Consider the following 15,827-nt stretch of genomic DNA (forward strand, 5'->3'; position numbering starts at 1 on the left):
CGCCGGTGCTCAGCTGGTGGGCCGAGTGGCACGTTCGAGTGCGAGCAGCACAGATTGGTAGGGGCGGCCCGTGGTGTGTTGCATGCCGATCTCACAGGTGCGGTTGGCCGACAGGTAGGCGTCGAACGCGCCCGACGTGACCTCGGCGGCCTCGTGTGCCGTCGCCGCCTTGGTCAGTTCTTTGTGCAGCAGTCCCCGGTCGCCGGCGAAGCCGCAGCACTCCGCGTAGACGGGCACCTGGACGTCCCGCGCGATGAACTCGGCGACGGCCTGAAGCTGGTCGACGTCCTTGAGGTGTCGCATGGAGCAGGTGGGGTGGAGCACCGCGCTGTCGATCGGGTCGGTCACCTCAAGGTGCGGCAGCAGTTCGGTGGCGGCCCAGACGACGGAGTCCACCACGGTGAGAGCGCGGTGCTTGCGCAGGTTCTCGGCCGTCAGATACGGCGTGACTTCCTGCCCGATGCCGAGTGTGCAGGACGACGCGTCGACGATGAGCGGCAGACGTCCGCCGTCGGTCCACTCCCAGGCTCGCTCGACGATGCGGTTCGCCATGACGGTGTTGCCGTCGTCGTAGCCCTTGGAGTGCCAGATGGTCGCGCAGCACGAACCGGCCATGTCCGACGGTATCCAGACCGGCCGCCCGGCGCGGCGGGAGACCTCGACGATCGCCTCGGGCAGGGACGGCCCGTCGACACCGTCGGGTCCCGCGAAGATCCGGTTGACGCAGGCCACGTAGTAGACGGCAACGGCGGTCCGGTGGTCCGTTCCGGGCAGCCGCGAACGTGCGGGGGACGGAATGGCGGAGATCCATTCGGGCACCAGGTCGGCCGAGACCACCTTCCGCACGGCGGAGGTGACGCTCCCCAGGACCCGGTCGCCGACATGGTCCGCCAAGCCGAGGGCGGTCCGGACCGACGACTCCACGAGGGAGAACCGCTCCGCGACCCGTGCCGCGTTCCGCTCCTCTCGCTCGGAGTGCCGCTGATGGCGGAATGCCTTCATCATGGCGCCGGTGTCGATACCGACCGGGCAGGCCGTCTTGCAGGTCGAGTCGCCGGCGCAGGTGTCGACTGCGTCGTATCCATAGGACTTCAGGAGGCTCCCCATGGCGGCAGAGCCGCCGGGTTGGCGCATCATCTCGCGCCGCAGCACGATCCGCTGACGCGGTGTGGTGGTGAGGTCGCGGCTCGGGCAGACTGGCTCGCAGAAACCGCACTCGATGCACGGATCGGCGACCGCCTCGATGGTGGGTATGGTCTTGAGCCCCTGCAGATGGGCTTCGGGATCACGGTTGAGGACCACCCCGGGGGCGAGTACCCCCGCGGGGTCGAGGGTCTGCTTGACCCGCCACATCAGCTCGGTTGCGCGGGCGCCCCATTCGGCTTCGAGGAACGGCGTCATATTGCGACCGGTGGCATGCTCCGCCTTGAGCGAGCCGTCGAACCGGCGCACCACCATGGTGCAGAACTCGTCCATGAAGTCGGCGTAGCGCTCGATCTCCTTCGGGCGGGCGGCGTCGAAGGCGAGCAGGAAGTGCAGGTTGCCGTGCGCCGCGTGGCCGGCGACCGCGGCGTCGAAGCCGTGTCGGCGCTGAAGCTCGGCCAGGGCCTCGCACGCCTCGGCCAGGCGGGCGGGCGGTACCGCGAAGTCCTCGGTGATCAGTGTGGATCCGGCCGGCCGTGCCTTGCCGACCGCCGTCATGAACGCCTCGCGGGCGTGCCAGTACGTGCGGATCGTGGCCGAGTCCTCGACGAAGCGGTTGGTGACGGACGCCACCGGGGCCACCAGCGCCAGTTTCGCCAGGACAGCGGCGGCGGCCTGCCTGTGGGCCTGGTGGGCTGCCTCGTCCGGGGCGCGAAACTCCACCAGCAGGGCCGCGGTATCCCGGGGAATCTCGGCCCAGTCGGCGGGGACTCCGTCGACGCTCGCACAGGCGCGGAGAGTGTTGCCGTCCATCACCTCCACCGCGCGGGCTCCGGCGTCGTTGAACAGCGGTACCGCCGCCGCGGCGGCGGTGAGGTCGGGGAAGAACAACAATGCCGTGTGGGTGAGCCGGTCCAGGGAGACTGTCTTGAACACCGTCTCGGCGATGAAACCGAGGGTGCCCTGGGAGCCGACCATCAGCCCGCGCAGGATCTCCACGGGGGTGGAGTTGTCCAGGAAGGCATCGAGGCGGTAGCCGTTGGTGTTCTTCAACGCGTACTTCGCGCGGATCCGGGCGACCAGCTCGGTGTCGCCCTCGATCTCGCTCTTCAGCGCCAGCAGCCCCGCGCACAGCTCGGGCTCAGCCTCCCGGAGGCGCGCGTCGGCGTCCGGAGCCGCGGTGTCGACAATCGTGCCGGACGGGAGGACCAGGGTGAGGGACGAGAGCAGGCGGTAGGAGTTGCGGGTGACTCCGGCGGTCATGCCCGAGGCGTTGTTGGCGACCACCCCGCCGACGGTGCAGGCGCTGGAACTCGCCGGGTCGGGGCCCATCAGCCGACCGTACCGGGACAGTGTGATGTTGGCGCGCCCCACGGTCGTACCGGGCCTGATCCTCGCCTCGTTCCCGCCGTCGAGCACCTCGACGCCGGTCCAGTGGCGGCGCACGTCGACCAGGATGTCCTTGCCCTGGGCCTGACCGTTCAGGGAGGTCCCGGCCGCCCGGAAGACGATCTCACGGTGCTGCTCGTGGGCGTACCGCAGCACCGCGGCCACGTCCTCGACGTTCTCGGCGATCACGACCACTTGGGGCACGAAGCGGTAGGGACTGGCGTCCGAGGCGTACTTCACCAGGTCCGACAGGGTGTGCAGCACTTTTCGGGAGCCCAGCAGGCGGACCAGGTCCTCCCGCAGGGCATCGGGAGTACCCGACGCCCGTTCGTCGGGCACCCGGTCGGTAGCTGGGCCCTGGGTCTGCCGCGGGCGCAGCTTTCCCGGTTCCGGATCGAGCAGTGCCATACGGCTCTCCGTTCCATTGCGAGGTGTTCGGTCGGCAGCGCGTGCGGCGCTTCGCCGGGTGAGGCCGGCCATGAGGAAGCGAGGAGGGGGACCGCGGCCGGACGGCCACGGTCCCGGCACCATGTCCTCTTGCGGAATGTCGCCGACGTGGGCGAGAAATGCGTCTGGTCAGTGGTCGGAGCGGACAGAACGGACCGCCCGCAGGATCAGGCCGGTGACAGGGCCGGGATCGCTCACGGCGGCTGCGTGCGGGGCGCGGACAGTGACCGTGTGGGCGCGGGCGCGCTCGGCCATCCAGCGCTCGGCGACCGGCGGGATGTTGCGGTCCTCGGTGGCCACGAGGTACCAGCTGGGGATCCTCTTCCACGCGGCCGCGGTGGCCGGCTCCTGGAGAGCTGCCAGGGTGATCGGACGCTGTCCCGCGGCCATGACCTGGGCGGTCGGTCGGGGGACACCGGCCGCGAACTGCTTGCGGAACAGGTCCTTCTTGATGACCAGTTCCTCCCCCTGTCCGCCGTCGGGCAACGGGTAGTACTGGGTGGCGGTGGCCTGTCCCAGGGTGCTGCCGGGGAACTTGTCGGTGAGCTGGAGCGCGCTCTCCCCGATGTCGGGAACGAAGGCAGCTATGTAGACCAGTGCCTTGACCTGCGGGGCGTCGGCCGCGGCCTGGCTGATGACCGCTCCGCCGTAGGAGTGCCCCACCAGCACGATCGGTCCGGTGACGCTGTCCAGAACGCTGCGAATGTAGGCGGAGTCGCTTGCCAGTCCGCGCAGTGGCAGGGCCGGTGCCAGTACACGGTGGCCCTGTCGCTGCAGGCGTTCGACGACCGCGCTCCAGCTGGAGGAGTCGGCGAACGCGCCGTGGATCAGGACGATGGTGGGTGCGGCAGGGCGCCCGTGCCGTTCGGCCGGACGGTCGGCCGTCGCCGACTGCGCGGCCTGCGCGACACCGGCGGTCCCCAGGGCGGCTGCGCCGGCCAGGAGGGACACGGTGACGGTGCGGCGTGAGATCGGTGGGTTCATCGTTCGCTCTCTGCGAAGGGGTGGAGGCGGTCGTGGTGTGACGGCCGGTCGGACGGGCGCGAGCTGGTGCGCGTGGGGTCAGTCGGAGGTGGCCCGCACGGCTTCCTCGATCAGGTCGACGACGCGCTCGGGGTGGGCGAGCATCACCAGGTGGGAGGAGTCGACCTCGACGGTGGTCATGCCGGCCCGCTGGTAGCCGTAGCGCTCCACGTCGGGGTTGATGGTGCGGTCGGACGAGGCGACCAGGCCCCAGGACGGCTTGGTCTCCCAGGCCGCGGCCGGGGCCGCGTCGGCGAAGGCCTGCGCGGCCAGCGGGCGCTGGGATACGGCGAGGACGGCGGCGAGCCGCGGGTCGACGTCGGCGGCGAAGATGGCCGGGAACTTGTCGGTCCGGACCGACACGTCGGTGCCGGGCGTGGCCGAGCCCTCGATCGGGAAGGGGGTGTAGACGAGTGCGGCGGCGAGGTCGCTGTCCGGGAAGCGGCCCTGCAGTTCGCCGAGGCTCTCGCCCTTCTCCAAGGCGTAACCGGCCAGGTAGACCAGTGCCTTGACGTTGTCCTCGGTGCCGGCGACGGTGATGACCGCGCCACCGTAGGAGTGGCCCACCAGGACGACCGGACCGGGTATTTGCCGGACGATGGAGGCCACGTAGGCGGCGTCCCCTATCAGGCTGCGGTTGGGCACGGCCGGGGCGACCACGTCCAGGCCGCGGGCGATCAGCCGGGGGATGACCTGGGCGTAGCTGGAGGCGTCGGCGAAGGCGCCGTGCACGAGGACGACGGTCGGCTTGTCGGAACTGGGCATGGGGAAACTCCCTCATCAATGGGGTGGTGGCTGTCGCACGGCCTGTCGGCCGAGTCGGGGCTGCCGTGGTGGCCCCTTTGCCGTGAGATGTCGCGGGCCGGCCTCGGGATCGGGTGGTGTGCGGTGTGCACTGACCGGGCGGCCGTGGACTCTGCCGGAGGGTTCCCGTCGGACTCCGCGCGGGGGTCTTGTCGAGCGGGAAATCGCCGACACGTGAGCAACTTTAGGGACTGCCGAGCGGCGTGTTTGTCTGTCCGCGCCCTGGCTGTGGCCTGTGCGTGCCCACGTTGCCGGGCGGCACCGGCGGGGCGGCGTTGCCCTGGCACGGAAGTGGGCCGGGGCCGCAATCGGCCCCGGCCCACGTTCCGCTGCTGTTCCCCGAGTTCGGGATGCGGCGCCCCGTTCAGCCGTTCCAGTCCGCGAGGAAGTCGAGGAGTTCCCGGTTGACGACGTCGGGGCGTTCCTCCTGGCAGAGGTGCCCGCACTGAACGATGGGCACGCCGCGGACATCGCGGGCGATCCCCTTCCATACGTCCAGGACGTCGTATGCCTGTCCGACGGCGCTGAAGTCCTCGCCCCACAGGGTCAGCACCGGGCAGTCGATGAGCTGGTCGGCGTCCTCCCGGTCCTGGGCGACGTCCTGGGGCGCCGCACGGTAGTCCATACAGGATCCCCGCACCGCCCCCGGCTGTTGGTAGGCGCGTACATAGACGGCGATCTCCTCTGGAGTGAGCATGTCGGGGTTGTACGACCAGCTCCGGTAGAAGTGCGTGAGCCAGATCTCCTCACGGCCGGCGATCAGCGCCTCGGGAAGGTCGGGCACGCCGAGAAAGGTGAAGAACCAGTACCCCTGCCGGGCGAGGTTCACGTCATAGGTATCGGCGATGACCCGGGTGGGGATGTTGTCCATGGCCACGAAACGGTCGATGCGTTCTGGGTGGTCCTTGGCGAACCGGGTGCCGACGCGTGCCCCGCGGTCGTGGCCGACGAGGGCGATCCGCTCGTGCCCGAGATGGTCCATCAGCGCGACGATGTCTTTGGCCATGGTCCGCTTGTCGTAGCCGGAGGCGGGCTTTTCCGTGTCTCCGTAGCCGCGAAGGTCCGGCGCGATCACGGTGAACCGCTCGGCCAGTACGGGTATTTGCTTACGCCAGCCGTACCAGGTCTCGGGGAAGCCGTGCAGCAGGTAGACCGGCGGGCCTTGTCCGGCGGTCACCCAGTGCTGCTTGATCCCGTTGAGTACGGCGGTGTGATGTGTCATGCCTGTCAGGTCTTCCATGAGTGTCCACTCGGGTCGGGGGATGGGTATGCCGGGCGGGGGGCCCGGCTTCTCACTCGGTGGGCCGCAACGTGGCGAGGTGGTGGCCCAGAGAGGCGTTCTGAGGTCGCCCTTGGCGCGGCGGTTTGGCCGTCGGCGGTTCACTCATGCGGGCCGGTTCCCCGGCCTTCCGCTCGATCCGGCCTGCCTGGACGTCCGCCGGCCTGCGCCTGCGCACACCGGCCGGCCTGGGCCGGCCGGTCGCCAAGCAGCCGTGTAGATGACTGGGCACGCAGTCCGTCAGGAACAGTGGCGCTGACCGTCCCCCACGTGCTCGTGGAACGGCAACGTCTTCTCGACCACCTGTACCTGCTGCGCCGGGCCCCGCCGATCGTCTGCTCGGGTATGCCGTGACCGTAGCGGCATAGCGGCATAGCGGAACCGCTACAACTCGACCATTCAATTCAATTGGTGTGGTCGGCCGAACAGAGAATGGCGGAAGAAGCCGTCGCTGTAGTACGCGGCCTGCTTGGCAATCTCCGGTAAGTGGATGGAGCTGTGCCAGGCGAACGGTGGTACGCCGTCCACCGGGCGAGGCGTGCGGTGAACTCCTGCAGAGCGTAAGGTACTTGCCTTGCCTCGACGATCTCCCTCAAGCGGCTTGACGCGATGTAGCAGCCTCGGGGACGTAGCCGATGGTGCCCTGGGTTCTCAGGGCCTTATGGACGCGGAACGTTTCGGACGTTTGCCCGGGCGAGCTGGATCATGCGCCCGACACCTCCGGTGAGGACGGTGCGGCTCGCCGACAGGGCGAAGCCGGTGAGCTGCTCGGAGGTGATCTTCGGCGGGATCGCGAGTGCGTTGGGATCGGTCACCACGTCGACCAGCGCCGGCCCGTCGTGCGCGAAGGCCGCACGCAGGGCGTCACGCACCTCCGTGGGCTTCTCGACCCGGATACCCCGCGCACCGGCGGCTGTGGCGATGGCTGCGAAGTCTGTGTGCGGGTACCCGGTGCCGTACGGCGGCAGCCCGTCCACCATCATCTCCAAGTCGACCATGCCCAACGAGGAGTTGTTGAAGACGACCACCTTCACAGGCAGCCCGTACTGCACCAGCGTCAGGAAGTCGCCCATGAGCATGGAGAAGCCGCCGTCGCCCGAGAGCGACACCACCTGACGCGTCCGGTCGAGGAACTGCGCACCGATGGCCTGCGGCAGGGCGTTGGCCATCGAACCGTGCACGAAGGAGCCCAGGATGCGGCGGCGGCCGTTCGGCGTCAGGTAGCGGGCGGCCCACACGCAGCACATCCCGGTGTCCACGGTGAACACCGCGTCGTCGGCAGCCTCCTCGTCGAGTACCGCCGCCACGTACTCGGGGTGTATGGGAGTGTGCTTTTCGACGTTGCGGGTGTAGGCACCGACGGCACCCTCCAAAGCGTGGACGTGCCGGTCCAGCATCCGGTCGAGGAACCGGCGGGACGGCTTCTCCTGCACGGCCGGGATCAGGCACCGCAGCGTCTCACGGACGTCTCCCCAGACGGCGAAGTCCAACTGGGTGCGACGGCCCAGCCGTTCGGGCTGAACATCGATCTGGACCGTTCTGACATGCCGGGGCAGGAAGTCCGTGTACGGAAAGTCGGTGCCGAGGAGCAGCAGCAGGTCGCATTCGTGCATGGCCTCGTACGCGGCGCCGTATCCCAGCAGTCCGGACATGCCGACGTCGTACGGGTTGTCGTACTGGATGTGTTCCTTGCCTCGGAGCGCATGGCCGACCGGGGCCTTGACCTTCTCGGCGAACGCCATCACCTCGGCGTGGGCACCGGCGACACCCCGGCCGCAGAACACCGTAACCGTCTCGGCGGCGTCCACCAGCTCCGTCAGCCGGGTCAGTTCCTGATCGGCCGGACGGACCGCGGGCCGGTCCAGCGGCATCGCGAGTTCGGCCCCGCCGACCGGAGAGTTCTCGGCGGCGATGTCTCCTGGCAGCGCTACGACGGACACTCCGCGCCGGCCGACCGCATGCTGAATCGCCGTCTGCACCACCCGCGGCATCTGCCGGGGCGAGGAAATCAGTTCCGAGTAGTGACTGCACTCCTCGAACAGCCGGTCAGGATGCGTCTCCTGGAAGTACCCGGTTCCGATCTCGCCGCTGGGGATCTGCGCAGCCAGCGCGAGGACGGGAGCCATCGACCGGTGGGCATCGAACAGGCCGTTGATCAAGTGCAGGTTTCCTGGCCCACAGGACCCCGCGCACGCCGCCAGCCTGCCCGTGAGCTGCGCTTCGGCGCCGGCAGCGAAGGCCGCGACCTCCTCGTGTCGAACCTGGACCCACTCCAGGGCGTCGTGCCGTCTGATCGCGTCGACGACGGGGTTCAGGCTGTCGCCCACCACCCCGTACATGCGGCGCACTCCGGCGCGGGCCAGGAGGTCGACGTACTGCTCGGCAACGGTCTGCTTGGGCATGGGTGCTCCTCGAATGGTCGCTCACGGGGCGGTGGCCAGGGTAATGAGGCGCCGAGCAGACCAGTTGTCCCTCCGTGCACGGTGAGGGGTCCGGCAGTGCACCACGGCCGCGCTCGGCTTCCAGCACATGGACGCCGGACAACCGCCGGTTGAATCGGACTTGGTGCGACGCCGGTCGACGGCTCACCCCGACCACAGGTGGCCTGTGCGGCGAGCCCCGGCCCGATGTCCACCGACAAGGCACCGCGTCGTTGCCGGAACGGCTGCCGTTGGGACGGCGGCATTCATGGAGACGCTCGCCGGAACATAGTTCTTTCACGGGCAATGGTCCGTGCGTTCCTCGACAACCTGTGCCAGCCACCGGAATTTAGGGTCGGGCGTAGAAAACCGCTTCTGCAATCATTCTTTGGGGCAACCATGGATCAGCGTCTCAGCACGGTCACGTGCACAGTGACGGCGCACGTCAGCGTCCCGAAGGGCATGCCCGCTCCGTTGTCCGCGGAGCTGCACTACGACATGGCGGACCCCTACGCGATCCGCCTTTCCCTCGGCGCGCCGATGAAGAGAACCGTCGACTGGGTGTTCGCTCGCAAGCTGGTGACTGAGGGGCTGCGCCGGCCGACCGGTTCCGGTGACGTACTGGTCATTCCTCGGCACCGCTGCCACCCGCACTCCCTACGTGTCGTCTTGAGGAATGTCTCCGGCACAGCATTGGTCGAAATGGCGGTTTCGGAGGTGACTGCATTCCTTCGGCGGACCTTCGCACTGGTGCCCGAAGGAGCGGAAAGCCTCCACATGGACCTCGACCGCGCCATCAGCGAGCTCACAGGCAGAAGAGGCTGACGGACCGCCCCGGTCGCACCCTGACGGACGCCCAGGCCGGGCACTGCACTACAGCCGTCCACTCAGCTCGTATTCACCCGAGAGGAATTCCGAGTGACCCAGAAGAGCGAAACGACTTCCACACAGTTCGGCATCTTCACCGTCGGTGATGTCACCCCTGACCCGGCCACGGGCCGTACGCCGACCGAGCGTGAGCGCATCAAGGCCATGGTCGCCATCGCGCTGAAGGCCGAGGAGGTCGGGCTCGACGTCTTCGCGACGGGCGAGCACCACAACCCGCCGTTCGTGCCCTCGTCGCCGACCACGATGCTCGGCTACATCGCGGCGCGGACGGAGCGGCTGATCCTGTCCACCTCCACCACCCTCATCACCACGAACGACCCGGTGAAGACCGCCGAGGACTTCGCGATGCTCCAGCACCTGGCTGACGGCCGGATGGACCTGATGATGGGGCGCGGCAACACGGGCCCGGTGTATCCGTGGTTCGGCAAGGATATCCGGGAGGGCATCAACCTGGCCATCGAGAACTACGCCCTGCTGCACCGCCTGTGGCGTGAGGACGTCGTCACCTGGGAGGGCAAGTTCCGTACCCCGTTGCAGGGGTTCACCTCCACGCCACGGCCGCTGGATGGGGTGCCGCCGTTCGTGTGGCACGGTTCGATCCGTTCGCCGGAGATCGCGGAGCAGGCCGCGTACTACGGTGATGGCTTCTTCCACAACAACATTTTCTGGCCGGCCGACCACACCAAGCAGATGGTCGAGCTGTACCGGGAGCGGTACGCCCACTACGGGCACGGCACGCCGGAGCAGGCGATCGTGGGTCTGGGCGGGCAGGTGTTCATGCGGAAGAACTCGCAGGACGCGGTGCGTGAGTTCCGGCCGTACTTCGATGTGGCGCCGGTCTACGGGCACGGCCCGTCGCTGGAGGAGTTCACCGAGCAGACGCCGCTGACGGTGGGCTCGCCGCAGCAGGTGATCGAGAAGACGCTGTCGTTCCGCGAGTACGCCGGTGACTACCAGCGCCAGCTGTTCCTGATGGACCACGCGGGGCTGCCGCTGAAGACCGTGCTGGAGCAGCTGGACCTGCTCGGCGAGGAGGTCGTGCCGGTGCTGCGCAAGGAGTTCGCCAAGGACCGTCCGGCCGATGTGCCGGACGCGCCGACCCACACGTCCCTGCTGGCCACCGCGAAAGAAGGAGTCCGCGCATGAAGCTCGTCGTCGTCTCGGCAGGGCTGAGCGTTCCGTCCTCCACCCGGCTGCTCGGCGACCGGCTGGCCGCCCGGGCCGCCGGGCGGACCTCGGCGGACGTGACCGTGTTCGAGCTGCGCGACCTCGCCGTGGAGATCGCGCACAACTTCACCAACGGGTTCCCGGGGCGGGCGCTGGGCGCCGCGTTCGACGCGGTGGCGGCGGCCGACGGCCTGATCGTCGTCACGCCAGTGTTCTCCGCGTCGTACAGCGGGCTGTTCAAGTCTTTCTTCGACGCGCTGAGCGTGCACGACGAGGGCGCCCTGGCCGGGAAGCCGGTGCTGATCGCCGCGACCGGCGGCACCGCTCGGCACTCCCTGGTCCTGGACCACGCGCTGCGCCCGCTCTTCGCGTACCTGAGGGCCGTCGTCGTTCCGACCGGGGTGTACGCCGCCTCCGAGGACTGGGGCGCTGAAGGGCTCGACGGCCGGATCGAACGGGCCGCGGGCGAACTGGCGGCACTGATGACCGGATTGTCCACGGTCAGGAAGCCTGCCGGCGAGAGCCCCGCCGTGGTGCCCTTCGAGGCGCAGCTCGCCGCGCTGAAGCCATAGACCCGGCCAGCGCATTCCCCGTCAGGTCATGGAACTGTTCCTCCCCCAACAGCTCCGCAGGTACATGGAAGGAGAATTCGATGAAGACACAGACCAAGCCACAGACCAAGCCGCTCCTGCGGGTATGGGAATGGCAGGCCGACGCCGCATGCCGCGGTATGGACAGCTCAGTCTTCTTCTCGCCGACCGGCGAGCGGGGCCATACACGCCGTCGACGCGAGGAGGTGGCACGAGCCATCTGCCGTCGGTGCCCCGTAAGTGATCCCTGCGGCCTCTTCGCCATGACATCCGATCAGAACTTCGGCGTCTGGGGCGGACGAACCGAGGCCGAGCGCCGCTCCGGGACCGACGTCATTCGCCGGCCCGGCACACAGCCCAAGGGGAAGGGGCAGGGGTTCATTGACAGCCCTGATGGGCTGCTTCCAGCGTCCGTTGAACGTCGAAAGGCAGAACCATCATGAGCACACAACCGCTCCGCGACGAAGGGGGACGACCACCGAACGGCGTCATCACCGTGGATCTCGCGGTCGACTTGGTGATTACTTCCACCGAGGCGGTGCCGTTGTCGGCACGCCTCGTCTACGACCCGCAAAGTCCCTTCACCGCGCTCCTTGAAGTGTCCAGCCACGACGACCGGGAGAACGCCCAGTGGAGCTTTGCGCGAGACCTTCTTCAGACGGGCCTGAACAAGCCCTCCGGGGACGGTGACGTCCGCATCTGGCCACCGTGTCGCTGCAGCAACAGACCCGAAGTGCGGATGCTCCTGCGAGGAACCAGCGGCTCAGCTCTCCTGGACGTACCCAGCGAGCCCCTGCGTGAATGGCTGGTGCGCACGTGGGAAGCCGTCCCTCCGGGCGAGGAAAATGCGCGGATCAACTGGGACGCCATCCTGAGCGCGCTGCTCAGCAGCTGACGATGCTCGCCATGGGGCGACGTGACCCGGTAACAGCCACCTCGCGCGGCGTTTCCAGCAGTACTTCGAGGCAGCCCATTGAGGCCCGCTTCCACTCGGTCCGGACTCCTTCACAGGTGGAGACAGTCGGCCGCCGCCATGACAGCGTCGCACGCTCTGCCCCACGCAACCCTCACTCCACGCACAATCCCGACACGCCTGAGAGGCACGCAATGACACGACCCGCCGACGCTCCGATCGTTCAGCGAGTGGCCGACAAGCACCGTTACGAGATCCTGGTGGACGGCAAGGTCGCCGGCTTCACCGCCTACCGCGACAGCGCCGACCAGCGCGTCTTCTACCACACCGAAATCGACGACTCCTACGCCGGGCTGGGCCTGGCCTCACAGCTCGTGCAGCAGGCGCTGACCGACGTCCGCGCCTCGGGGCAGCGCATCGTGCCTGTCTGCCCCTACGTCGCGAAGTTCCTCAAGAAGCATGACGAGTTCGACGACATCACCGACCCCGTGACCCCTGAGATCCGGCAGTGGCTGGCAGCCGTGCTGTCACGTTGATCGGTTCCGCTATTGCATGCCCAACAGGTACCTGGCGACGCTGCTGGTCATCTCTGCATGAGATGACTGATATCCCCGATCATCGCTCCTGGTGAGGAAGGGAAAGCTGCGTTCCCGTGGTTGTGCCTGCGTGACGAAAGAAGGTGCACATGTCCACAAGGTCTAACCTCCGCACTTCGCCCCGGTCCATGGGGGCCTCACAAGGCGTGCCAGGCTGGCTGGTCGCGCTCCTGGCCGTCGCGTCCGGGACGACGGTCGCCAACCTCTACTACGCCCAGCCTCTGCTGTCCTCGCTGAGCGGTGTCTTCCACATCAGCACAGCCACGGCCGGGATACTGATCACGCTCACCCAGGTCGGCTACGTCTTCGGCATGATCTTCCTGGTTCCGCTCGGCGACCGGCTGGAGAAGCGCAATCTGGTCACCGTCCTCCTGATCATCACGGCCCTCGCCCTCGTGGCAGCCGGCCTCGCCACGAGCTTCCCCATGCTGCTGATCGCGTCGCTGATCAGCGGTGCCACCTCCGTCGTGGCTCAGATCCTGGTGCCCTTCGCGGCGAACCTGGCCCCGGACCATGCCAGGGGCCGCATCGTCGGACGGGTCATGAGCGGTCTACTTGCCGGCATTCTGCTCTCCCGAACCCTGAGCAGCCTGGTCTCCGACATCGCAGGCTGGCGCGTCGTCTTCCTCGGCTCCGCCGCTCTGATGGCCGTGCTCACGGTGGCCCTGCGTGCGGCCCTGCCACAGCACGCACCCACCACATCCATTCCGTACCACCATGTGCTGCGCTCCACCGTCCAGCTGGTGCGCACGCATCCCGCGCTGCTGCGTCGAGGGCTGTACCAGGCGGCGATGTTCGGCGCGTTCAGTGCGTTCTGGACCACTGTCTCGTTTGTTCTGACCGGTCCCCGCTTCCACTACTCACCGGTCGGAGTCGGCGTCTTCGCCCTCGTGGGCGCGGCCGGAGCAGCCATCGCTCCGTTCGCCGGGCACTGGGCCGACCGAGGACTCGTACGTCCCATGACCGGGGCTGCGTTCCTTGTGACCGCGCTGGCCTTTGCTGTCGCGGGTCTGGGCGGGCACAGCATCGTCCTGATCGCCCTGGCTGCGATCCTGATCGACATGGCTGTGCAGACGACACTCATCCTGGGGCAGCACACCGTCTACCAGCTCGACCCGACCGCCCGCGCCCGCCTCAACAGCGCCTTCATCGCCATGTTCTTCGTCGGCGGTGCGATCGGCTCCCAGCTCGGGGCGATCGTCTACCACGCTGCCGGCTGGGCCGGCCTGACCGGCTTGGGCGCCGCTCTCCCGCTGGCCGCTCTTGCCTACTGGGCCGTTGAACGCCGACCGCAGCCGGCCTCGACAGAGAGCACCTCGCCAGACTCGTCCGCCTGACGCAGACCAGTCGGGCCTGATTAAGTCCAACCGGCAATAGAAAACGGATAGGGAACATGCGCGACTCCACGTGACCATGGAGTCCCTTACGTTCAGTGGGATTTGCTCAACGTCGGTCCCCATCGGGTTCCGTTGAGGGCAAGGGCGTGGCCGAAGGCGGCGTCTTCGCGCGACCGCTTCGCTGGGAAAAATCCAGCCGGTCAGGAGGTGAGTCCGGCATCGCGGGCGAGGAGGGCGGCCTGGACGCGGTTGTTGACGTCAAAGGTGGTGAGGATGCGGCTGACGTGGGCCTTCACCGAACTCTCGTGCATGGCGAGGCGAGCGGCGATGTCGGCGTTGGTGTCGCCCTGTGCGAGGAGGGCCAACACGTCGCGTACGCGCCGGGTGAGCTGGCCCAGGAGGGCCTGCGCCGCAGTGGCCCGAGGCTGATTGGCGACGTGGTATCGGCCAATGAGGCGGCGGGCCGCGGACGAGTGGAGCATGGCGGAACCGGCGGCCACGAGGTGGCGCGCAGGATTTCGGCGGGATCGGTGTCCTTGAGGAGGAATCCGTCGGTTCCGGCGGCAGGGAGCTGTAGACGTGCTCGTCGAGGTCGAAGGTGGTGAGAGTGATCACCTTCGGGGGTGGGGGAGAGCGTGGAGCCGGGTGGTGGCGGTAATGCGTCCATGCGGACGTCGACGAGGGCGACATCGATGCGGTGGCCTGTTCGATGACCTGGAGACCGTCGGCGGCCTGGGCGACCACTTCGAGCCGTCGTCGGCGTTGAGAAAGTCGGCCAGGCCGAGGCAGACCAGGGCGTGGTCGTCGACGATCATGGCGCGGATCACGGGGGAGACCCTTCTGTGATCATGGCGCGGATCACGGGGGAGACCCTTCTGTCGGTGCCGACGGGGTGGGGGATGCGGGCGGCAAGCCGCCAGGCGCCGGCGCCTGGCGGGGCCCGCGGCGAGACGTCCTCCGAGGGGGGTGACGCGTTCGTGCAGGCCGGCCGGACGTCCGGGCCTGCCGACGGGCCGGACGCCGCCCCGAGGCGCCGCTTCGAGGTGGACCCCCGGTCGATGACCCGGATCAACCTGCGCCCCATCGCCTCACCGGTGCCGCTGGGCTTCTTCACGGTGGCGATCGCCTCCGTGATGACGGGATGAATGCAGCTCGGGTTCTTCGAGGACGCGGCTCGTGGCACCGTCGCCCTGTGCGTACTGCCCGCCTTCGCCGACAGCTGGCTGGCCTACACACTCGTCATGTTCAGCGGCGCGGCCGACGGCCTGTGCGTCTTCCATCTGGCGCTCCTCTGCTTCGGGGCGCTGATGACCGCCGTGACCCGGCCCAAGCGCACGCTGTGGGTCGACCTGGCGGTTTCCCTGCACCGCTGGGCCGCCACGGGTCTGTTAGGTCTCACCCATCGGCCGCAGCGGCCCCGCCCATGCTGCCGTGGAGGGCGATCTCGCGGTCCGGCTCCGCAACCTGGTACGCCAGGCGGGCGTGCGCCGCACGCTCTGAACACCACCGACACCCTGTACACCGCGACCGCGCAGGAGCACCCATGGAACCGCACGTGGTGGACCGCCCCCCAGACCGGTACGAGATCCTCGCCGGCGACGACGGCACCGAGACCGCCGGCTTCGTCGAATACCGCCTCTCGCAGAACGAGATCGCCTTCATCCAACACCGAGACCGATGCCCGGTTCGCCGGCCGTGGCCTGGCGGGCTGCTCGCCCGGGAAGCCCTCGACGACGCCCGGGCATGCCGGCTGCGCGTCCTGCCGTACTGCCCCTTCATCCAGGGGTGGATCGGCAAGCACCCCGAGTACGCCGACCGGGTGCCCGAGGTG

Annotated in this window: 13 protein-coding genes and 2 pseudogenes; 9 read left to right on the plus strand and 6 right to left on the minus strand. The window is 68.5% G+C overall.

The annotated features are described in order from the left end of the window. Positions 1 to 9 precede the first annotated feature (9 nt). From ACGFU7_RS24555 to ACGFU7_RS24575, 5 genes are all read right to left on the minus strand, one after another. The gene (locus tag ACGFU7_RS24555; protein ID WP_393698279.1) at positions 10 to 2,940 is read right to left on the minus strand and encodes an FAD-binding and (Fe-S)-binding domain-containing protein; all 2,931 of its coding nucleotides are present in this window, start codon (positions 2,938 to 2,940) and stop codon (positions 10 to 12) included. A 168-nt stretch (positions 2,941 to 3,108) separates the two neighbouring features. Further along, complete coding sequence (locus ACGFU7_RS24560) at positions 3,109 to 3,963, minus strand: alpha/beta fold hydrolase (protein ID WP_393698281.1); 855 nt, start codon at positions 3,961 to 3,963, stop codon at positions 3,109 to 3,111. A 78-nt stretch (positions 3,964 to 4,041) separates the two neighbouring features. Next, positions 4,042 to 4,767, minus strand: coding sequence for an alpha/beta fold hydrolase (locus ACGFU7_RS24565; RefSeq protein ID WP_393698283.1), 726 nt, complete (start codon positions 4,765 to 4,767; stop codon positions 4,042 to 4,044). A gap of 403 nt (positions 4,768 to 5,170) precedes the next feature. After that, positions 5,171 to 6,028: an alpha/beta fold hydrolase gene (locus tag ACGFU7_RS24570; protein WP_393698285.1), complete on the minus strand. Its 858-nt coding sequence runs from the start codon at positions 6,026 to 6,028 to the stop codon at positions 5,171 to 5,173. 716 nt (positions 6,029 to 6,744) lie between these two features. Continuing rightward, entirely contained in the window at positions 6,745 to 8,487 is a 1,743-nt protein-coding gene (locus ACGFU7_RS24575; RefSeq protein ID WP_393698287.1) for a pyruvate dehydrogenase, read from the minus strand. 225 nt (positions 8,488 to 8,712) lie between these two features. Between ACGFU7_RS24575 and ACGFU7_RS24580 the strand changes: the two genes are divergently transcribed. From ACGFU7_RS24580 to ACGFU7_RS24610, 7 genes are all read left to right on the plus strand, one after another. Then, positions 8,713 to 9,330 (plus strand): SsgA family sporulation/cell division regulator, encoded by a 618-nt coding sequence (locus tag ACGFU7_RS24580; protein WP_393698289.1) that lies wholly within the window; start codon positions 8,713 to 8,715, stop codon positions 9,328 to 9,330. Between the two features lie 93 nt (positions 9,331 to 9,423). After that, complete coding sequence (locus ACGFU7_RS24585; protein WP_393698291.1) at positions 9,424 to 10,539, plus strand: LLM class flavin-dependent oxidoreductase; 1,116 nt, start codon at positions 9,424 to 9,426, stop codon at positions 10,537 to 10,539. Continuing rightward, entirely contained in the window at positions 10,536 to 11,132 is a 597-nt protein-coding gene (locus ACGFU7_RS24590; protein WP_393698292.1) for a CE1759 family FMN reductase, read from the plus strand. The genes ACGFU7_RS24585 and ACGFU7_RS24590 overlap by 4 nt, the downstream gene beginning before the upstream one ends. An 80-nt stretch (positions 11,133 to 11,212) precedes the next feature. After that, the gene (locus tag ACGFU7_RS24595; protein ID WP_393698294.1) at positions 11,213 to 11,593 is read left to right on the plus strand and encodes a WhiB family transcriptional regulator; all 381 of its coding nucleotides are present in this window, start codon (positions 11,213 to 11,215) and stop codon (positions 11,591 to 11,593) included. Next, complete coding sequence (locus ACGFU7_RS24600; RefSeq protein ID WP_383959972.1) at positions 11,590 to 12,045, plus strand: SsgA family sporulation/cell division regulator; 456 nt, start codon at positions 11,590 to 11,592, stop codon at positions 12,043 to 12,045. The genes ACGFU7_RS24595 and ACGFU7_RS24600 overlap by 4 nt, the downstream gene beginning before the upstream one ends. 212 nt (positions 12,046 to 12,257) lie before the next feature. Beyond that, positions 12,258 to 12,599, plus strand: a complete 342-nt coding sequence (locus ACGFU7_RS24605) for a GNAT family N-acetyltransferase (RefSeq protein ID WP_329839340.1) — start codon at positions 12,258 to 12,260, stop codon at positions 12,597 to 12,599. 149 nt (positions 12,600 to 12,748) lie between these two features. After that, positions 12,749 to 13,996, plus strand: coding sequence for an MFS transporter (locus ACGFU7_RS24610; RefSeq protein WP_393698296.1), 1,248 nt, complete (start codon positions 12,749 to 12,751; stop codon positions 13,994 to 13,996). Between the two features lie 200 nt (positions 13,997 to 14,196). On the opposite strand, the pseudogene ACGFU7_RS24615 reads toward ACGFU7_RS24610, so the two are convergent. Beyond that, a pseudogene (locus ACGFU7_RS24615) lies at positions 14,197 to 14,823 on the minus strand (response regulator). A gap of 21 nt (positions 14,824 to 14,844) precedes the next feature. Here ACGFU7_RS24615 and ACGFU7_RS24620 point away from each other — a divergent pair. Both ACGFU7_RS24620 and ACGFU7_RS24625 read left to right on the plus strand, forming a co-directional pair. Next, a complete protein-coding gene (locus tag ACGFU7_RS24620; protein WP_393698298.1) occupies positions 14,845 to 15,141 on the plus strand; it encodes a hypothetical protein in 297 nt (98 codons plus the stop codon). Positions 15,142 to 15,539: 398 nt separating this feature from the next. Then, positions 15,540 to 15,800 (plus strand): annotated as a pseudogene (locus tag ACGFU7_RS24625) (N-acetyltransferase); the annotation flags it as partial. Positions 15,801 to 15,827 lie beyond the last annotated feature (27 nt).

It is taken from the genome of Streptomyces sp. NPDC048473 (genome assembly GCF_043200155.1).
GTDB lineage: Bacteria > Actinomycetota > Actinomycetes > Streptomycetales > Streptomycetaceae > Streptomyces.